This is a genomic window from Buttiauxella ferragutiae, from assembly GCF_022637515.1.
GTDB classification, from domain to species: Bacteria; Pseudomonadota; Gammaproteobacteria; order Enterobacterales; family Enterobacteriaceae; genus Buttiauxella; species Buttiauxella ferragutiae.
The window spans coordinates 5082367-5101117 of sequence record NZ_CP093332.1; the positions used below are offsets into that span (position 1 = coordinate 5082367).

The 18751-nt window shown below is 52.2% G+C and carries 19 protein-coding genes; 6 read left to right on the forward strand and 13 right to left on the reverse strand.

Annotated features, from left to right (window positions below; translation table 11 throughout):
- Nucleotides 1-15: 15 nt before the first annotated feature.
- Complete coding sequence (gene pldB / locus MNO13_RS23360; protein ID WP_064541491.1) at nucleotides 16-1008, reverse strand: lysophospholipase L2; 993 nt, start codon at nucleotides 1006-1008, stop codon at nucleotides 16-18.
- 79 nt (nucleotides 1009-1087) lie between these two features.
- On the opposite strand from pldB, the gene rhtB reads away from it, so the two are divergent.
- Nucleotides 1088-1705: a homoserine/homoserine lactone efflux protein gene (gene rhtB, locus MNO13_RS23365; RefSeq protein WP_241939362.1), complete on the forward strand. Its 618-nt coding sequence runs from the start codon at nucleotides 1088-1090 to the stop codon at nucleotides 1703-1705.
- 69 nt (nucleotides 1706-1774) lie between these two features.
- Here the strand turns inward: rhtB and rhtC are convergent, their stop codons facing one another.
- The 3 genes from rhtC to pldA form a co-directional block, all read right to left on the reverse strand.
- On the reverse strand, nucleotides 1775-2395 hold the full coding sequence (gene rhtC / locus MNO13_RS23370) for a threonine export protein RhtC (protein WP_064541498.1): 621 nt from the start codon (nucleotides 2393-2395) through the stop codon (nucleotides 1775-1777).
- Between the two features lie 65 nt (nucleotides 2396-2460).
- On the reverse strand, nucleotides 2461-4287 hold the full coding sequence (gene recQ, locus MNO13_RS23375; RefSeq protein ID WP_064541501.1) for an ATP-dependent DNA helicase RecQ: 1827 nt from the start codon (nucleotides 4285-4287) through the stop codon (nucleotides 2461-2463).
- 30 nt (nucleotides 4288-4317) lie between these two features.
- Nucleotides 4318-5187: a phospholipase A gene (gene pldA, locus MNO13_RS23380; RefSeq protein WP_064541503.1), complete on the reverse strand. Its 870-nt coding sequence runs from the start codon at nucleotides 5185-5187 to the stop codon at nucleotides 4318-4320.
- Between the two features lie 171 nt (nucleotides 5188-5358).
- Here pldA and MNO13_RS23385 point away from each other — a divergent pair, with 171 nt between their 5' ends.
- Nucleotides 5359-5829, forward strand: coding sequence for a thioesterase family protein (locus MNO13_RS23385; protein ID WP_064541505.1), 471 nt, complete (start codon nucleotides 5359-5361; stop codon nucleotides 5827-5829).
- Nucleotides 5830-5880: 51 nt separating this feature from the next.
- Complete coding sequence (rarD, locus tag MNO13_RS23390; RefSeq protein ID WP_064541508.1) at nucleotides 5881-6777, forward strand: EamA family transporter RarD; 897 nt, start codon at nucleotides 5881-5883, stop codon at nucleotides 6775-6777.
- Nucleotides 6778-6857: 80 nt separating this feature from the next.
- Here the strand turns inward: rarD and corA are convergent, their stop codons facing one another.
- From corA to lptM, 8 genes are all read right to left on the reverse strand, one after another.
- Nucleotides 6858-7808 (reverse strand): magnesium/cobalt transporter CorA, encoded by a 951-nt coding sequence (gene corA, locus MNO13_RS23395; RefSeq protein ID WP_064541513.1) that lies wholly within the window; start codon nucleotides 7806-7808, stop codon nucleotides 6858-6860.
- A gap of 163 nt (nucleotides 7809-7971) precedes the next feature.
- On the reverse strand, nucleotides 7972-8028 hold the full coding sequence (gene ysgD / locus MNO13_RS24575; protein ID WP_367597360.1) for a YsgD/CorL family protein: 57 nt from the start codon (nucleotides 8026-8028) through the stop codon (nucleotides 7972-7974).
- Nucleotides 8029-8176: 148 nt separating this feature from the next.
- Nucleotides 8177-10339 carry a DNA helicase II gene (uvrD, locus tag MNO13_RS23400; RefSeq protein ID WP_064541517.1) on the reverse strand — a complete coding sequence of 721 codons (2163 nt, stop codon included), beginning with the start codon at nucleotides 10337-10339 and terminating at the stop codon, nucleotides 8177-8179.
- Nucleotides 10340-10394: 55 nt separating this feature from the next.
- On the reverse strand, nucleotides 10395-11111 hold the full coding sequence (gene yigB / locus MNO13_RS23405) for a 5-amino-6-(5-phospho-D-ribitylamino)uracil phosphatase YigB (protein ID WP_241939363.1): 717 nt from the start codon (nucleotides 11109-11111) through the stop codon (nucleotides 10395-10397).
- Entirely contained in the window at nucleotides 11111-12016 is a 906-nt protein-coding gene (gene xerC / locus MNO13_RS23410) for a tyrosine recombinase XerC (protein ID WP_064541522.1), read from the reverse strand. The genes yigB and xerC overlap by 1 nt, the downstream gene beginning before the upstream one ends.
- The gene (locus tag MNO13_RS23415) at nucleotides 12013-12717 is read right to left on the reverse strand and encodes a DUF484 domain-containing protein (protein WP_064541525.1); all 705 of its coding nucleotides are present in this window, start codon (nucleotides 12715-12717) and stop codon (nucleotides 12013-12015) included. The genes xerC and MNO13_RS23415 overlap by 4 nt, the downstream gene beginning before the upstream one ends.
- Nucleotides 12714-13538, reverse strand: a complete 825-nt coding sequence (gene dapF, locus MNO13_RS23420; protein ID WP_064541528.1) for a diaminopimelate epimerase — start codon at nucleotides 13536-13538, stop codon at nucleotides 12714-12716. Before dapF ends, MNO13_RS23415 begins: the two co-directional genes overlap by 4 nt.
- Nucleotides 13539-13576: 38 nt before the next feature.
- Nucleotides 13577-13783, reverse strand: coding sequence for an LPS translocon maturation chaperone LptM (gene lptM, locus MNO13_RS23425; protein WP_121814575.1), 207 nt, complete (start codon nucleotides 13781-13783; stop codon nucleotides 13577-13579).
- Nucleotides 13784-13908: 125 nt separating this feature from the next.
- Between lptM and cyaY the strand changes: the two genes are divergently transcribed.
- A complete protein-coding gene (gene cyaY / locus MNO13_RS23430) occupies nucleotides 13909-14229 on the forward strand; it encodes an iron donor protein CyaY (RefSeq protein WP_064541534.1) in 321 nt (106 codons plus the stop codon).
- On the opposite strand, the gene cyaA is transcribed toward cyaY, so the two are convergent.
- Entirely contained in the window at nucleotides 14226-16778 is a 2553-nt protein-coding gene (cyaA, locus tag MNO13_RS23435) for a class I adenylate cyclase (RefSeq protein ID WP_064541537.1), read from the reverse strand. The genes cyaY and cyaA overlap by 4 nt on opposite strands.
- Nucleotides 16779-17059: 281 nt before the next feature.
- Between cyaA and hemC the strand changes: the two genes are divergently transcribed.
- Nucleotides 17060-18001 (forward strand): hydroxymethylbilane synthase, encoded by a 942-nt coding sequence (gene hemC, locus MNO13_RS23440; protein ID WP_064541540.1) that lies wholly within the window; start codon nucleotides 17060-17062, stop codon nucleotides 17999-18001.
- Nucleotides 17998-18738, forward strand: coding sequence for a uroporphyrinogen-III synthase (hemD, locus tag MNO13_RS23445; protein WP_241939364.1), 741 nt, complete (start codon nucleotides 17998-18000; stop codon nucleotides 18736-18738). The genes hemC and hemD overlap by 4 nt, the downstream gene beginning before the upstream one ends.
- The last annotated feature ends 13 nt before the right edge of the window (nucleotides 18739-18751 follow it).

Genomic DNA, 18751 nt, shown 5'->3' on the forward strand with positions numbered 1-18751 from the left:
CTCTGGTGAAGAAAATTAACGATGCCGATCAAAAAACGCGATGATGGCATTCAGCGCTTCGGTTCGCATATCGTCCTTTTCGAACAGGATCTCATGATACGCACCGTTTATGACGTAAGGTGTTTCCCCCTCACAAGGGTTGCCCGCCGCAGCTCGAAGTTCACAGAATTGGTCATGCGCGCGGTTATCAACAACGCGCTCCTCTTCTGCTTGCAGGATAAATATCGGCGTGGTGATAGCAGTGGCTCCCGCTAAAACCTGTTCTCCTGCGAGTATCCCTTCTCTTACCCAGTGATTCGTTGGCCCACCCAACCGCAATGCTGGCTCATCAGCATAAAAACGCAGATTGCGGCGGTAACGTTCACGGCTATGGGTCAGGACATTAACGCTAAATGGTAATGCGCGCCAGCGGCCAGTTCCGATTGCATAACCCTCGCGAATACGTTGATGGCCTTCCGCCCAATCAAGAATATGGCGCACCATCCAGTCAGGCCAGCGCAAGGCGATACCAAACATCGGTGCACACAGCGCAACGGCATCAAAGCATTGTGAATTTTTTTCAAGCCACAGGGTGATGATTGCCCCGCCCATAGAGTGCGCTAAAGCGTAGCGTTTTCTCCACGGGCCATTGGCGACTTCGTGCTGATAAAAGCGGTCAAAGTCGTCAACATAGTCGCTAAACTTCGCCACGTGCCCGCGATGTGAATCCGATAGCATTCGCCCGGATCGCCCTTGGCCACGGTGGTCGATAATTAAAACGTCGAACCCACAGTGGAACAAGTCATAAGCCAGTTCAGCGTATTTTACGTAGCTTTCGATACGCCCAGGGCAAACCACAATCACTCTGTCATGATCCTGCGCGCGAAAGCGTACGTAGCGTACCGGCACTTCATCGACGCCTGAAAATTCACACTCTTCGCGCTGCCGCCAGAAGTCCATCAGTGGACCGGTGGTGAAAGCTGCAAAGGCGCTTTCCCTGTTTGACCATCCATTTTTATGCTGAGTCATATCGCTTTTTTGTGATTCGTAGCACGCTCATCAACAATAGCGTATTGTGGCATAAAAGTGTTCTTTCAGGGAATTTCACATGAGTGTTGAGTGGTGGTTTACCTATCTTGTGACCACAATAATCCTGAGTCTTTCCCCCGGTTCTGGGGCGATTAATACCATGACCACCGCCATCAGCCACGGCTATCGCGGCGCGGCTGCGTCCATTGCCGGGCTGCAAACCGGCCTGGCGATTCATATCGTGTTGGTGGGGATTGGACTGGGCGCTATTTTTTCGCACTCGCTGCTGGCATTTGAAATATTGAAATGGGCGGGTGCCGCTTACCTTGTCTGGTTGGGTATTCAGCAATGGCGTGCCGCAGGGGCGATTGATTTAAATACGCTCGCCACCAGCCAGCCACGTAGCCGCCTGTTTAAACGGGCGATTTTTGTGAATCTCACCAACCCTAAAAGCATTGTCTTTCTCGCGGCACTTTTCCCGCAATTTATCGCACCAAATCAGCCGCAAGCGGCGCAGTATTTAATACTCGGTGTCACCACGGTGGTGGTCGATATTATTGTGATGATTGGCTATGCGGGGCTTGCGACACGCATTGCGGGCTGGATTAAAGGGCCACGTCAGATGAAAGCGTTGAACCGCGTGTTTGGTTCGCTGTTTATGTTGGTTGGCGCACTCCTCACCTCAGCACGCCAGTAATACCCGTCATACTTCAAGTTGCAGGGGTGTTGGCTGCAACTCGAATTATTTTGGGTATACAAGGAAGGATTAGCGGGAAATAATCAGGTGGATGCCGAATCCGGCAAACAATGCACCGGCAACACCATCAATCCACTTCGCAAGGCGCTGATAACCCCGGCGCATTTGCGGCAGTGCGAACAAGCTGGCAACGATGGTAAACCAGGCGAAAGTTTCCAGCGCAATCATCACAAATAATCCCCAACGCTCAGCGCTTCCTACATCATTGCTAACAAACAGCGAGAACACGCTCCCGAAGTAAATAATAGCTTTAGGATTCGACAGGTTGGTGAGCAGACCTTTCAGGAAGCTGCGCCCGCCATGTGCTAATTCGACCGCTGGCAATTCCTGGGTGACCTTTTCTTTCTTCAGTGCGCTACGCAGCATCTGATAGCCCATCCAGCACAAATACAAGCCACCACCAATCATGATGATGTTATGCAGCCAGGCCATTTTTTCGAGGATCAGGTTAAGGCCGAGCAGCGCCACACCTGACCAGACCATCACGCCACCGGTAATACCCAGCACGCCCATCATCGCTTCTTTACGGGAACGGCTCACCGCGGTCTGCGAAACAAAAAAGAAATCCGGGCCGGGAGTGACCAGCGCAACTATATGCAATACCGCTACGGTCAGAAAAAGCGTCAACATAGGAAATAACTCGCTGGATTATTATTTTGGAGAATAACTATACGAGTTGCAGCCAGGGCTGGCTACTACTCATCTTCGCCGTCGACATGGCTACGAATAAGTGCCATAAACTCGCGCCCAAAGCGTTCAAGCTTCCGCGTACCCACACCGTTCACACCCAGCATTTCACCCGGCGAGAGCGGCATTTGCTCGGCCATTTCAATCAATGTGGCATCGTTGAATACCACGTATGGCGGGATGTTTTCTTCATCGGCAATGGCTTTGCGCAGTTTACGCAGCTTGGCAAACAGCTTGCGGTCGTAGTTGCCACCGAACACTTTCGGGCTGGATTTCGATTTGATGGCCACAACGCGAGGCACTGCGAGCATTAAAGGTTCTTCACCGCGTAAAAATGGACGAGCGGCTTCGGTTAACTGCAACGCAGAGTGTTGAGCAATGTTTTGCGTCACCACACCAAGGTGAATCAACTGACGAATAACGCTAACCCAGTGCTCGTGCGTATGATCGCGCCCTTCGCCGTAGATCTTGAGTTTGTCGTGCCCATATTCGCGAATACGCTGGTTATTCGCCCCGCGCAGCACTTCGACTACATACCCCATGCCGAAGCGCTGACCGACACGATAGATACAGGATAGTGCTTTTTGCGCGTCCATCAGCCCGTCGTAACGGCGCGGTGGATCGAGGCAAATATCGCAGTTGCTGCAAGACTGCTGGCGACCTTCGCCAAAGTAATTCAGCAGTACCAGGCGGCGGCAGGTTTGCGCTTCAGCAAACGCGCCCATCGCATTCAGTTTATGGCGCTCGATGTCCTGCAATTGCCCGACGGGTTTTTCTTCGAGGCATTTACGCAGCCAGGCCATATCAGCCGGATCGTAAAATAGCATCGCTTCCGCAGGCAGGCCGTCACGCCCGGCGCGGCCCGTTTCCTGATAATAGGATTCAATATTACGTGGTATGTCGAAGTGTGCGACAAAACGGACGTTGGGCTTGTTGATGCCCATACCGAATGCCACGGTAGCTACCACGATTTGCAGATCATCACGCTGGAATTTTTCTTGCACTTCAGCACGCACCTGGTGTTCAAGCCCGGCGTGATACGCACCAGCGCTGATCCCTTTGCTTTGCAGGCGTGCGGCGGTGTCTTCGACTTTTGCGCGGCTATTACAGTAAATAATGCCGGATTTCCCGCGCTGTTCTTGCACGTAACGCATCAGTTGATCGAGAGGCTTAAACTTCTCCATCAGCATGTAGCGAATATTTGGGCGGTCAAAACTGCTAATTTCGATATACGGATCTTGCAGACCTAACAGGCGAACAATATCAGCACGTGTGGTGTCGTCTGCTGTAGCGGTGAGGGCAATAAACGGCACCGTCGGCAGGCGCTGGCGCAATTGGCCCAGTGCCGCATATTCCGGGCGAAAATCGTGGCCCCACTGCGAAATGCAGTGCGCTTCATCGACCGCCACCATCGACAAGTGCCAGTGGCTGATTTGCTCGATGAAGTTATCCATCATCAACCGCTCTGGTGCGATGTAAAGCAGGCGAATCTGCCCGGTGCGGCAACCGGCGAGCACGTCTTGTTGCTGCTCGCGGCTTTGTGTGGAGTTAAGACAGGCCGCCGCAACGCCGTTTGCCAGCAGTTGATCGACCTGATCTTTCATCAGGGAAATCAGCGGGGAAACCACCACGGTCAACCCGCCGAATACCAGGGCCGGGATTTGATAGCACAGTGATTTACCACCGCCAGTCGGCATGACAACCAGGCAATCACGCCCTTCCAGCACCGTTTCGATGATGGTTTCCTGACCCGGGCGGAACTGTTGATAGCCAAAGGTATCTTGCAAAACCTGTCTGGCCAGCACTGCCTGATTAATTACTTCCGCCTGTGTCACGCTTTCCCCACCACAAAAACCGCCAAATTTTTAGAACAGATCGTTAAGCATAACGCCGACACCGAAGCGTGTCTGGTTAAAGTTGTAATCAATTAATGACTCGCCGTAGCCGCTATAAAGTTGGGTATAGAGGCGAACGTGCTTAGTGACCGGATAACTAAAGCCAAATTCCGCGCCGCCGTAACCGGTATTCCAGTTGTACTGGCCTTTCATACTCAGGATCGCATCACCAAATTGATAGCCAACGCGCAACTGGTAGTAGCCCATGTATTTGGTGATATCCGGGTTGTCGTCGGTGTCGCCGATGACATACCACGGTTTCACTTCAACCATCCAGTTACCATTTTCAGCCATCAGGCGCGTGTATAAACGGTTCCAGCTACGGGAAGTCGGGTCAGAGCGACCGTTGGAGTCGTGATTATAACCAAACTCCACGTCACGTAATGTCCAGCCAGCAAAGGACTCATCGGTCGCGAAACCGAGGAAAACCTGCGGTTCGTAGTTAGTTTCGCGGAAAGGTGAAGACTCGCCGCTGTTTGATAACTGCCACCATGATTTCTGGGTATACGACGCACCTAATACCGAGTTTGAGCCGAGAATACCGCGCCAGATAGGGAACGCGAGGCTAAGCTGGAATTTTACTTCATCCTTTCTGGCGTTATCAGACCAGTTGTAACTTTTGATCGCTTCTTTATTGAGGTCATCTGTCACCGTATAAATTAAATAGTTGGTTTCATACGGATACAGTGTGAACGGATTATCGTGTTCCAGCAGCATGTTAGCGATGATACTGCCGCGAACAGCAGGTTTATCATGCACTTCTTTAATCGTGGCTTCCTGTGCGTAAGCCGTCATTGGCAACAGACTGGCAGCCAATAGCCATCCCAGAAACATGCGCATCGGCAATATTCTCCTGAACAAAAAGGTTTCAAATTATTTTCTCGGACACATTCTACATAGATATGGATGCGCAAGCTCTGTCTACATTTCTTAAAGTGGCAATCAACGATTTCGAAGCATAAAATAAACAATTGGTTAACATTATGATTTTGTTTTGATCGAGGATGATCCATGTCTACCGCATTTCTGACCCCTGAAGCCGCCTTGCAACTGGTCGGTGAGATTTTTGTTTATCACATGCCGTTTAACCGCGCGCTGGGTCTGGAGCTTATACGCTATGAGAAAGACTACGCTGAGCTGTGCTTTAATAATCAACCCATGATGGTCGGGAATTGGGCGCAAAGCATCCTGCATGGCGGGGTGATTGCCTCTTCGCTGGATGTCGCGGCAGGCCTGGTTTGCGTCGGTAGTACGCTTACGCGCCACGACAGCATTAACGAAGAAGAGCTGCGCCAACGCCTGTCAAAAATGGGCACTATCGATTTGCGCGTCGATTATTTACGTCCGGGACGTGGGCAACGCTTTACCGCCAGCAGCAGCCTGCTACGTGCCGGGAATAAGGTAGCGGTTGCCCGTGTGGAGTTACACAACGAAGATAAGCTACATATCGCCAGCGCCACGGCGACCTACATGGTGGGGTGAGAAGATAAATCCTGTTACTATTTGCACACTATTTTTCTCAGAGTTTATTTCATGGATGCGAAACAAACCCGCCAGGGCGTGATTCTTGCACTTATCGCGTATTTTATTTGGGGCATTGCACCCGCCTATTTCAAACTGATCCAGGATGTACCGGCTGATGAAATCCTCACTCATCGCATCATCTGGTCTTTCTTCTTTATGGTGGCGCTGATAAGCATTAGCCGCCAGTGGCCGCAGGTGAAAAAATCCTGTCAGAACCGTAAAAAGGTGCTGGCGATGGCGGTTTCTGCGGTGCTAATTGGCGGCAACTGGCTGCTGTATATCTGGGCGGTGAATAATCATCACATGCTGGAAGCCAGCCTCGGCTACTTCATCAACCCGCTGGTTAACGTGGTGCTGGGGATGATTTTCCTTGGTGAGCGTTTCCGTCGCATGCAGTGGGTCGCCGTGGCACTGGCGGCCTGTGGGGTTTTAGTTCAGCTTTGGACGTTTGGCTCGCTGCCGATCATCGCACTTGGTCTGGCGTTCAGCTTCGCATTTTACGGGCTGGTGCGTAAGAAAATTGCCGTGGATGCGCAAACCGGAATGTTGGTGGAAACGCTGTGGTTGCTGCCGATTGCCGCCATCTATTTGTTTGGCATCGCAGACAGTTCGACCAGCCATATGGGGCAAAACTCACTGTCGCTGAACTTACTGCTGATTGCTGCGGGCGTGGTAACAACGATCCCATTGCTGTGTTTCACCGCTGCGGCAACGCGCCTGCGCCTCTCGACGCTGGGTTTCTTCCAGTACATTGGCCCGACGCTAATGTTCCTGCTGGCAGTAACGTTCTACGGTGAAGTAATAGGCAAAGATAAGTTGCTGACCTTTGGGTTTATTTGGGCAGCGCTGGCGTTATTTATTCTTGATGCGGTTTATACCCAGCGTAAGTTGCGCAAAATAGCCTAACGGTGGATGACGCTGTCGCTTATCCACCCTACGATCAAATGGTTTTGTAGGTCGGGTAAGCGCAGCGCCACCCGACAATTTCACAACCAGTTCTTGCGCTTGAAGTAGAGATACGGTGCCAGGCCCGCGAGAATCATCACGATAATCGCCGCCGGGTAACCGAAACTCAGTTTCAACTCAGGCATAAACTCGAAGTTCATCCCGTAGCTGGATGCCACAAGCGTTGGCGGCAGGAAAACGACCGATACCACCGAGAAGATCTTGATGATGCGGTTCTGCTCGATGTTGATAAAGCCCATCGCCGCCTGCATCAGGAAGTTCACCTTCTGGAACAGCGATTCGTTGTGTGGCAGCAGGGATTCGATATCGCGCAGGATTTCACGCGCCTGCTCAAGCTGGCCGCTCGGCAAACGCGCTTTACGCACCAGGAAGTTCAGGGCGCGTTGGGTATCCATCAGACACAAACGGACTTTCCAGCCGATATCTTCCAGCTCTGCGAGTGTGGAAAGTGCGGCGTCGTATTCATCGCCCTGGTGCCCTTCCATAATCACGCGGCTGAGTTTTTCCAGATCGCTATAGATGTTTTCGATTTCGTCTGCCAGCTGTTCGATTTTGGTTTCAAACAGGTCGAGCAGTAGTTCGTAAGCATTGCCGTCCACCATGCTCTGGCTACGGGCGCGCATGCGATAAAGGCGAAACGCCGGTAATTCACGTTCACGCAGCGTAAACAGGCGGCCTTCACGAATGGTAAATGCCACGGTGCTGTTGCCCGCGTGATCGTCGGCATCTTCGTAAAAGAAGAATGAGTGAATGTGCAGGCCGTCTTCGTCTTCAAAGAAACGAGCGGATGCTTCGATGTCTTCCAGTTCCGGGCGGGTTGCCAGGCTTTGACCAAGTTCCGTTTGCACGCGCTGACGCTCGCTCTCTTCAGGCTCGACCAAATCAACCCAAACAGAATTGCTCAGGTTATCGGTCTCATCTAATTCAAGACGGGACAGACGATTGTTTTCCAGTTGAAATGCGCTCAGCATGACCGGTACTCCCAATGCAAAAAATATCAGGGACAGTTCGGTTGGCACACAGACAGAAACTAACGAGGTTTCAGACCATTAAAAAGTCTGACTCATTGCGACGGGATATACGAGATATGAGGTCGCCGACAACCACTAAGGCTATCAGCATACGAGGATAGCCTTAGAAGTTGTACCTGGATGACAGGTTATTGAGCCAGTATTTACTGGGTGTGTCCAAGGCGAGTGTCCTCTTAGCGTAATCGTGCGCGCATGTTACGCCAGCAAAAATATGGCGTCAACACGCAACGGGACACCATAGGCTAATAAACTAAGGTGATATTTATAAGGTAGCAAAAGCGTGAAAAACGATGAGTTATTTCGCTAACTTACACCGTTTCCAGTCGCGCATAAGCGGCGACTAACCACTTAATCCCTTGCCCAGGGAATGCCACCTGGATTCGGCTATGTTCACCACTGCCTTCAAGGTTAACGACCGTCCCTTCACCAAATTTGGCATGGCGCACACGCTGCCCGAGGGTAAAGCCAGAATCATTTTCAGAGATTGGCGTGCCCATGCGTTTATGGCTGACCGGGCGGCTGATGCTGGCTCGCAGGCGGACTTCTTCGACGCAGTTTTCTGGCAGTTCACCAACGAAGCGTGACGGGCGGTGATAAACCTCTTTGCCATACAGGCGGCGGGTTTCAGCGTAGGTCAGTGTGAGTTTTTGCATTGCACGCGTCACGCCAACATACGCCAGGCGGCGTTCTTCTTCCAGGCGGCCACCTTCATCCAGCGACATCTGGCTTGGGAACATGCCTTCTTCCATGCCGACGATAAACACTTGCGGGAATTCCAGCCCTTTCGCCGAGTGCAGCGTCATCAATTGCACCGCATCTTGCCAGGTATCGGCTTGCCCTTCGCCGGCTTCAAGTGCTGCATGAGACAAGAATGCCTGCAACGGCATCAAGTCTTCATCTTCATCCTGATAGCTGAACTGGCGCGTTGCCGTGACCAGTTCTTCTAAGTTTTCGATGCGCGTCTGGCCTTTCTCGCCCTTTTCCTGCTCGTACATCATCATCAAACCCGAGTCTTTAATCACCCGATCGGTTTGGACGTGCAGCGGCATATCGATGGTTTCGTGTGCCAGCGCGTCGATAAGCTCCATAAAGCGTTGCAGAGCAGAAGCAGCACGCCCCGCCAGCGCTTTTTCCTGCAGCAACAAACGGCAGGCTTGCCACATTGTCAGTTGCTGGTCGCGCGACGTTTGGCGCACCACGTCTAATGTGCGGTCACCGATGCCACGCGTTGGCGTGTTAACCACGCGTTCAAACGCCGCATCGTCGTTACGGTTGGCAATCAGGCGCAGATAGGAGAGCGCATCTTTGATTTCCTGGCGTTCGAAGAAGCGCATGCCGCCATAGATACGGTATGGCATACCGACCTGTAATAACGCCTCTTCCAGTACACGCGACTGGGCGTTACTGCGATAGAGAATCGCACAGTGCTCAAGCGCACCGCCGCTTTCCTGCCACGTTTTGATGCGGTTAACCACAAAACGCGCTTCGTCTAATTCGTTAAATGCGCAATACAGTGAGATCGGCTCACCGTCACTGCCATCCGTCCATAGCTCTTTACCCAGACGACCAGAGTTGTTGGCTATCAGGGCGTTGGCAGCATTCAGAATGTTGTTGGTCGAGCGGTAGTTTTGTTCAAGGCGAATGGTTTGTGCGCCAGGAAAGTCGGTCAGAAAACGTTGGATGTTTTCAACTTGCGCGCCGCGCCAGCCGTAGATTGACTGGTCATCGTCACCGACGATCATCACTTTGCCCGTTTCACCCGCCAGCATGCGAATCCACGCATACTGGATGCTGTTGGTATCCTGGAATTCATCCACCAGAATGTTGGTAAAGCGCTCGCGGTAGTGGTTAAGAATGTGTGGTTTGTTCAGCCACAATTCATGCGCGCGCAGCAGCAGCTCGGCAAAATCCAGCAAACCCGCACGATCGCACGCTTCCTGATAAGCCTGGTAAATTTTTTGCCAGGTTTGCTCAACCGGATTGCCGTAACTTTCAATGTGATGAGGGCGTAAACCTTCGTCTTTTTTGCCGTTGATAAACCACATCGCCTGGCGTGCAGGCCACTGTTTGTCATCGAGATTCATGGCTTTGATCAGGCGCTTTAACAAACGCAGCTGATCTTCGCTATCGAGGATTTGGAAATCCTGCGGTAGGTTGGCATCCATGTGATGCGCGCGCAGTAAGCGGTGCGCAAGACCGTGGAAAGTCCCGACCCACATGCCGCCCTGGCTGGTGCCCATCAACTGGCCGATACGGTGGCGCATTTCTGCTGCCGCTTTGTTGGTAAACGTCACCGCCATAATGGAGTACGGCGAGCAGTTTTCCACGCTAATCAACCAGGCGATACGGTGCACCAATACGCGTGTCTTACCACTGCCCGCCCCGGCCAACACTAGCATGTTGCTTCGCGTGGCTGCGACGGCTTCGCGCTGTTTGTCATTGAGGCTGTCGAGCAGGTAAGAAACGTCCATTGGCACCGCCGTTGAGGAGATAAAAATATACTGGAATTTTATACAGACTTGTTGATTATATCAGCGCGGTGAGGGATGCCAACTGCGAAATTTCCAGATGTGGTAATAAGCGGCTGTCATCTATCTGCATCAGGTTGCCATCACGCAGGTTTATCCAGCACGCCTGCATCCCGCAACGAACGGCTCCGGCGACGTCTGTCGTCAGGTCATCGCCAACATGCAGAATATGAGCAAGCGGCACATCCAGCTTCTCTGCCGCCAGGTGATACATGTCGTTAAATGGTTTGGAGCGGCCATGTGGGCCAGCGCGTAACACAAACTTAAAGTAATGATCGAGACCAAAAAGATGCGGTTCGGCGTTACCGTTGGTGATCGCCACCAGCGGCCACTTTTCAGCGAGTTTCGCTAATGTATCGTGCGTTTCTTGCGGTACGTCGATTTGGCTGCGCCAGTGGGCGAAATTCGCCATACAAGCCAGTGCGCCAGCGGCAGCTTCATCTGCTGACAAGCCCGCGTCCAGCATGGCTTGTTCAACTGCACGGCGGCGCCATTCGGTCACATCGTGATAAATATCCGGCTCTGCAAGCCGCAGCGCATGACGGATGCGCAAAAAATCAGGGCGTTGAAGATGGTTAAGCTTTGGATGGTAATTCTGCACAAAGCTCATTGATTCACGTTCGGTACGTTCAATCACCGCGCGGTTGTCGTACAACGTGTCGTCGAGATCAAATGTGAGCGCGGCAATAGTCCCTAACGGGCGATAAAAGTGCATTACGATTTCCCTCGTTTAGCGCGTGGATGCGCAGCATCATACACTGTGGCTAAGTGCTGGAAGTCGAGATGGGTATAGATTTGTGTGGTCGAAAGGTTGGCGTGGCCCAATAATTCCTGCACGCCGCGCAAATCCCCACTGGATTCCAGCATATGCGTGGCGAACGAATGACGCAGTTTGTGCGGATGCACGTGGCTGTTCAGCCCCTGTTTTATTCCCCACTCGCTAAAGCGTTTCTGGACGTTGCGCGTCGAGATACGCTTCCCTTGTTTAGAGAGAAATAGCGCGTCGTCGTCCGGGCCAAAAAGCTCGCGCAGATCGAGCCAGTGCTCAACCCAGCTAACAGCGGATTTCCCCACCGGCACGCGTCGTTCTTTGCTGCCTTTACCAATCACCCAGACTTCGCCCGTGGTGAGGTCGATATGGCGACAATCCATATTAACCAGCTCTGAAAGGCGCAGACCCGCGCCGTACATCACTTCCAGCATGGCGCGGTCACGCACCGCAAGCGGATCGTTGATATCGATATCCAGCAGACGGCTAACGTCATCAACATCGATATTTTTGGGTAGATGGCGGCCAGCTTTCGGCGTGGTTATCCCTTTTGCGGGATTGGCTTTGAGTTCGCCCTGGCTGACACACCAGTCGAAGAAACTGCGCAGTGCGGAAAGACGTAATGCGAGGCTTGATGGGCCGAGGCCAGCCTTGCGGCTGCGAACCGTGATTGAACGCACCGCTGCGGCGTCACACTGTTGCCAGGTACTCATTTTCATCTCGCCCGCCAGAGCGATTATTGCGCTGAGCTGGCGGCCATAATTGAGAAGTGTCAGCGGGCTTAACTGGCGCTCTACTTTCAGGTAGCGCAGGAAACCATCGACTAAAGATTGCAGCGGAGAGGCCGTCATACTCGTTCGACCCAGCGCTCCAGCAAGTCTGGCAACATCAGCGCCAGTTCATGAAGGAGTTGTGTACCTTGTCCATCCTGATAATGTTGAGGATCGCGACTACTGAAAACCAGCACGCCTAAATCCGCATCGCTGCCCATCAAAGAAACAGCAACCGAACCGATAGCTTTAGCCTGCGGTAAAACAACCAGTAATTCAGGGCCATTTAGCGGCCCGAGATAATGTTGCCTGTCGCCCAGACGCTGAATACGCAACGGCTCGAAAGCCTGTCGATTCAGCGCCAGGTGAGTGAAATCAGAAGGGGCACCAATCCGCCAGCGATCGGCAAAAAGACGCACATTTGCGCCCGCGAGGCCCATTTCACGCGCCCAACGGTGCAGACGATTCAACATTTCCTGCAAACTGGTGGCGGAGGCCAGCCGGCCTTGCAACTTCAGTAAGCGGTAAAACAGCCCTTCGTTGGCACTCGCCTGCTCCATCAGCAGGGTCATGTTTTCCTCAAGAAAATTGATGTGGTTACGGCTACGCGCCATATGCCATTCAACCAACGAAACGGTGCCACGAACCGGGTGTGGCACCTGCATTTGTTCTACATGCTGAGCGTTCCGAATAAAGAAATCAGGATGACGCAGCAGATATTCCGCCACCATACGGTCATCCAGTTCCAGTACGGCTTCTTGCTGTTCCTCGGCGTTCTTCATAGATGTATAAATCCATCATAGACGTGGGCCGCCGGACCGGTCATAAACAGCGGAGTTCCCGGCCCTTTCCAGGCGATATCAAGACGGCCACCAGGCAGCTCTACGCGAACCTGTTCCGCAAGTATTCCTTGCAAGATACCCACAGCAACTGCGCCGCAAGCGCCACTGCCACAAGCTTGTGTTTCTCCGGCACCACGTTCATACACACGCAGGCGGATATGTTCTTTGGTGACAACCTGCATAAAACCGATGTTCGCTCGCTCCGGGAAACGTTCATGGTTTTCCATCACTGGCCCCAGAGTTTCCACGGCCGCTGTCGTCACATCATCGACTTGAATAACGCAATGCGGGTTACCCATCGATACGACGCCGCACATAATGGTTTGTTCGGCAGCACGCATAATATAGGTCTTTTCTGCTTTGTTTGCGCGGAACGGTACGGCAGAGGGTTCGAAATTCGGCTCCCCCATATTTACGCACACCAGTTCGTCTTCAGTCACACTGAGAACCATGCGGCCATTGGCGGTGCTGACGCGAATATCGCGTTTGTTAGTCAACCCTTTCAGGCGCACAAATCGCGCGAAACATCGTGCACCATTACCACATTGGGAAACTTCGCTGCCATCGGCATTGAAAATACGGTAATGGAAATCGAGATCAGGATCATAAGGCGGTTCAACCACTAGCAACTGATCAAACCCTACTCCCAAATGCCTGTCAGCCAGACGGCGAATCAGCTCCGGGGAGAAATAGACGTTTTGAGTCACCGCGTCGACGACCATAAAGTCATTACCGAGGCCATGCATCTTCGAAAACTGCATCTTCTGCTCCATATACGCGGCTACTTATCAATAGTTTGCTAGTAGGCAACCTGAGTCGGTGCGTTATCCGTACCACGGTTATTTCGGTCTGGGGTCGCCGGTTGCTGCTGTTTTACAGGAGTGACCTGGCTCGTGGGTTTGGTTGTGCCATCGGCAGGTGGAAAGTACAGAGGACCTTTAAGACCGCAGCCAGAAAGACTGAAAAGTGCCAGCATAAATGCCAGTGGGCAGAAAATTTTCTTCATTATTGAGATGCCTGTAATCCAATATTCTGCCTTCTATCATCGCAGGTGATCCCTGAAAAGCAATACTCTTTTCTCTTCGCGACTGTTGCTATACTGCCGTGAAGACGAACAACTGAGAAACAGATATGAATGACAGTGAATTTCATCGCCTGGCCGACGGTCTGTGGTCAACAATCGAAGAACGCCTGGATGACTGGGATGGTGACAGCGATATTGACTGTGAAATCAACGGTGGCGTACTGAGCCTGAGTTTTGAGAACCGCAGCAAGATTATTATTAATCGCCAGGAGCCTTTGCATCAGGTCTGGCTGGCAACCAAAAACGGCGGTTACCATTTTAATTTGCAGGGCGATAAGTGGATTTGCGATCGCAGCGGCGCTGAGTTTTGGGCGTTGCTGGAAGAAGCTTGCACGCAGCAAGCGGGCGAGCCTGTGAGTTTTAGCTAGCTGTTGCTGTACTGCTGAAGCAGCGGCGTATTGCTGTCGTCATGATTAGCTGGCGTCGCTGCTGTAATAGCCTGGTTACGGAACGGAATAACCTGCGAGCGCCCCTCTACTTTCACAATCTGATAGAACTGCGGCAAGTTGAAGTTGATAAAGCTTGAACCGTAGGTAAAGCGATCGTGTGACGAAGAGTAGAAACGGCTCACGTCACGCACTAAATCTTCTTTGCTTCCTTCGCAGTGGTGGTAAACCTCTGCGCGGTTACTTTCATCAAGAATATAGATATTGAAGCCGTGGTCCTCACTCGCTTCTTCAAAGAAGAACTGAATGATCCCTTCACTGGCAAACCCATCGACCACTGACGGTAGCTGAACCTGGTTGGTTTCAACCTGCACTGACAGGCCATGAAGTTTGTTGTGCGAAATCGCGCCGTAGAATTCGACTGCATTCTCCAGTTTTTGCACTGAAACGCTCAGGCGCTCGAAGAACAGCCCCCACGTTTGGCCAGAAATACGCAGCGCTTTAAAGCGCCCAGGCTCCTGGCGAGTGCTCGATAAACGGAAGTCGATGCATTCCGAAACCAGTTGCTGAACACGCGTGCGAATAAGCCCACGCAGATGCTGGCTATAGCAGAATACTTCCACGCTATCTGGTGGCGCAGCATCCTGGTGCATTTTGCCCAGAATGGTTTTCAGCGCCTCAATCATCGATTGCTCACCGTTAAAATGCAGGGTACGCACTTCATTCCAGGAGTTGCGATAAAGCAAGTCAACGCTGCCCACCAGGCACTGCTGCTGCTGCCCGAAACTGAACACATCCAGCTTACGGAAATCGAAATGCACGACCTGGTTGCGGAATGCCGCCGTCGGGTCGTATTCGAGGTTCACAATAATTGCCAGATGGCGAATTTCACATGGGCTGTACAACGCTTTCGCGCTTGGCGCAGGCAAACGCAACGGGAAGTGGTGCGAAACGTCAGCCACCATCTCCTGAAGTTTTGGCAAATCGCAAATACCGTTGCCCTTAATAAACAGACGGGTGCGGGAAGTCAGCAGGCCATTAAAGTAGGCCCAGGCCACCAGCTTATTAAGATAACGGTTATATTCCAGCGGTTGATGGCTGACGATGGAATCCATGTTTGGTGCACGGTTGTAGAGATACCAGCCTGAACGGTTAGCACGGCCTGGCGGCACATGAATAAAGGTCAGGTTCGGTTCTGACAAATCAGGGGAGATCTGCGGGTTAACCAGCGTGACTTTGCCTGGCAGCGCTTCAAACGCGGCATACAATTTACGGGTCAACACCCCGATATCTTGCGGGCTTGCGCTGACGCTCAGGTTATTACGGCGCGCGAAACGAATCAGGTTGCGATAGCTTTGCATCATCGCATCAAGCAACTCGTTGTGTGCATCCCGAACCTGGTCAATTTTCCAGTTAGCGCGGTTATCCAGCATCGCCAGACGTGGCTCGTCCCAACCCCAGTCTTTGACCAGTTGGCTCAAGACTTCACGACGCCAGCCTACGCAGGCGCGTTCACGGGAAAGTTTTTCGCACACTTTGAGATAGAAGCAACGGCGAACTAAATCCAGACGTGCGGTATCTTCTATTTGCGTGAGGTAGTGAGTCACACGCTCCAGCATCATGCAGTAAGGATCAAGCCCAAAGGAGACTATCTCGCCATCATGCAAACGCTGCTTAATGTCTTTTGCCAATAAACGAGTGTTCGGGTATTCCCAGGAATAAGCTTCCAGCAACAGTGTTTTCAGCACCGCTTTATAAGGGGAGTCGATACTTTTATAAAGCTGCCACAGGCTGGCACCAAAGTACTCTTCGGCCGAAAGGGTGCTTAAACCACCGAGATCGAGCCACTCGTTTGGCGTGAGCACACCCTGCGAGTAGAGGCTCATCACGTAATCGTCGTAATGATCTTCTTCATCACCCGGAACCATACTCCAGAGAATACGTTTCCCGGCCAGGCGCACTGCGGTGCGGTAGAATTCATCAAGCAGCAAGATGTGTTGTGTTGAACCACAGTCTTCGCCGCCCAGGCTACCACTTTCGTTGTGGCGGAAGCGGTTTTCGTCAATCAGGAAGAAGCTGACTTCAACGCCTAAAGAGGCGGCCCAGCTTTCCAGTACGCTACATTTACGTTGCAGCAACTGGCGCTCGTCGTTATCGAGCCATGACTGGTGACAAACCCAAATATCCAGATCGGAAGAACAGCTTTGCCCAACGGACGATGTGCTGCCCATTGAATAGAGGCCAGTGATCGGTAATTCGCCAGATTCGGTTTTCTGCGGCGGCATGCCGCGCATCAATTCGAGTTCGTTGAGGTAGTGGCGTTGGGTTTCATCAGGCGTGTAAATGCAAATGCCGTGTGGAACGTTACCCTCAAGGTAACCTGGCATCAGCGGGTGATGATAATGTAGCAATGTTGGCAGAAGACTGTAGACCTGTTGAAAAGCAGGCCCCATGGCAGCAAGTGCGCGATCTACACGCAGTTGGTTAATGGCATCCAGTCTCTGTTTAAGAGTCTCAATATAGAGGTACAAGACATATCGCCTGATGGTTTCAGTATTTCGAAAAAACCCGTTTCCCGGTTGTTGCCTCTATTATAAACGACAAGGCAAAGAATTGCTGGAAACGTGATCAATTTAACACCTTGCTGGTTGACCGTAAAGAAAGATGCGCTACGCGCCAAGTTCCTTACCGGCTCCCTGCTTTATATTCCATAATACGAAAGACGTCCCTCTTTTCCGCAAAACCGTTGAAACTGACAGTCTTCTGTGAAGAGTGGTAGGATGGTCAGGGACGATAATTACGGTAACTAGCAATGTTAGACAATGTATTAAGAATTGCCACCCGCCAAAGTCCATTAGCACTCTGGCAAGCACATTATGTCAAACAACGCCTCGAGGCGAACCATCCCCAGCTCACGGTTGAACTGGTGCCAATGGTTACGCGTGGCGACATCATTCTTGATACACCGCTAGCGAAAGTAGGTGGCAAGGGATTGTTTGTCAAAGAGTTAGAACTTGCACTCCTTGAAGGGCGCGCGGATATCGCAGTACATTCCATGAAAGATGTGCCAGTCGAGTTTCCTGAAGGCCTGGGTCTGGTGACCATTTGCGAGCGCGATGATCCGCGTGATGCTTTTGTTTCCAATAATTTCACCGACCTCGACTCTCTGCCTGCTGGCAGCGTAGTCGGCACTTCCAGCCTCCGCCGCCAGTGCCAGATTGCTGAGCGCCGCCCAGACCTGGTCATTCGCTCATTACGCGGTAATGTCGGGACTCGTTTGGGCAAGCTCGATAACGGTGACTACGATGCAATTATTCTTGCGGTTGCCGGGCTTAATCGACTGGGGCTGCAATCACGTATTCGCTACGCCTTGCCAGCAGAAGTATCCCTGCCTGCTGTGGGTCAGGGGGCAGTAGGAATCGAGTGCCGTCTTGACGACATACGCACTCAAGAGTTACTTGAGTCGCTGAATCATGAAGAAACCGCGATTCGCGTCAGCGCAGAACGAGCCATGAACATGCGTCTTGAGGGCGGATGCCAGGTGCCAATCGGCAGTTATGCCGAGTTGATTAACGGTGAGCTCTGGCTGCGAGCATTAGTGGGCGCACCAGACGGCTCAATCCTGGTTCGTGGTGAGCGCCGTGGTAAACCAGAAGAGGCCGAAGTGATGGGAATTTCTCTTGCGGAAGAACTCCTTGATAAAGGAGCCCGTGAAATTCTGGCCGCGGTTTATGACGGAGATGCCCCGGCATGACGATCCTTGTCACCCGCCCTTCCCCAGCAGGGGACGAGTTAGTGAGCAGACTGCGCGCACTGGGGCAGGTGGCGTATAGCTTCCCTCTCATCGAGTTTTCCCCTGGTCGGCAGTTGGACAAACTGCCGTCTATGCTAGCGAGCCTGTCCACAGGCGATCCGGTGTTCGTGTTATCACAACACGTCATACAGTACGCCCAGCCGCAATTAAGCCAAAATGGTATGCCATGGCCTGCAAATCTTGCCTGGTTTGCTATTGGGCGCACCACTGCGTTAGCGTTTCATACCGTGAGCCATTTGCCGGTTCGCTATCCGCAAGACAGGGAAACAACGGAAGTCTTGCTACAATTACCTGAATTACAGAATGTTGCTGGTAAACGTGCACTCATTTTACGCGGCAATGGTGGCCGTGAACTGTTAGGCGAAACGCTGACAGCGCGCGGTGCAGAAGTCACTTTCTGCGAATGTTATCAAAGAAATGCCAGAATTTATGACGGAACGGAAGAAGCCTTTCGCTGGCGCGAACGTGGAGTTTCAACGCTGGTCGTGACGAGTGGTGAAATGCTACAACAGCTTTATGCTCTCGTTCCCGAATGGTATCGAAAGAACTGGTTACTACACTGCCAACTATTAGTTGTTAGTGAGCGTCTGGCAGACCTTGCCCGGGATCTGGGCTGGCAGGATATTCGGGTCGCCGATAACGCAGACAATGATGCGCTGCTTCGCGCGTTACAATAAATCAATAACATGG

Coding starts and splice junctions, on each gene's coding strand:
- pldB (WP_064541491.1), bottom strand. CDS start 1,008: ATGACTCAGCATAAAAATGGATGGTCAAACAGGGAAAGCGCCTTTGCA.
- rhtB (WP_241939362.1), top strand. CDS start 1,088: ATGAGTGTTGAGTGGTGGTTTACCTATCTTGTGACCACAATAATCCTG.
- rhtC (WP_064541498.1), bottom strand. CDS start 2,395: ATGTTGACGCTTTTTCTGACCGTAGCGGTATTGCATATAGTTGCGCTG.
- pldA (WP_064541503.1), bottom strand. CDS start 5,187: ATGCGCATGTTTCTGGGATGGCTATTGGCTGCCAGTCTGTTGCCAATG.
- MNO13_RS23385 (WP_064541505.1), top strand. CDS start 5,359: ATGTCTACCGCATTTCTGACCCCTGAAGCCGCCTTGCAACTGGTCGGT.
- rarD (WP_064541508.1), top strand. CDS start 5,881: ATGGATGCGAAACAAACCCGCCAGGGCGTGATTCTTGCACTTATCGCG.
- corA (WP_064541513.1), bottom strand. CDS start 7,808: ATGCTGAGCGCATTTCAACTGGAAAACAATCGTCTGTCCCGTCTTGAA.
- uvrD (WP_064541517.1), bottom strand. CDS start 10,339: ATGGACGTTTCTTACCTGCTCGACAGCCTCAATGACAAACAGCGCGAA.
- yigB (WP_241939363.1), bottom strand. CDS start 11,111: ATGCACTTTTATCGCCCGTTAGGGACTATTGCCGCGCTCACATTTGAT.
- xerC (WP_064541522.1), bottom strand. CDS start 12,016: ATGACGGCCTCTCCGCTGCAATCTTTAGTCGATGGTTTCCTGCGCTAC.
- MNO13_RS23415 (WP_064541525.1), bottom strand. CDS start 12,717: ATGAAGAACGCCGAGGAACAGCAAGAAGCCGTACTGGAACTGGATGAC.
- dapF (WP_064541528.1), bottom strand. CDS start 13,538: ATGCAGTTTTCGAAGATGCATGGCCTCGGTAATGACTTTATGGTCGTC.
- lptM (WP_121814575.1), bottom strand. CDS start 13,783: ATGAAGAAAATTTTCTGCCCACTGGCATTTATGCTGGCACTTTTCAGT.
- cyaY (WP_064541534.1), top strand. CDS start 13,909: ATGAATGACAGTGAATTTCATCGCCTGGCCGACGGTCTGTGGTCAACA.
- hemC (WP_064541540.1), top strand. CDS start 17,060: ATGTTAGACAATGTATTAAGAATTGCCACCCGCCAAAGTCCATTAGCA.
- hemD (WP_241939364.1), top strand. CDS start 17,998: ATGACGATCCTTGTCACCCGCCCTTCCCCAGCAGGGGACGAGTTAGTG.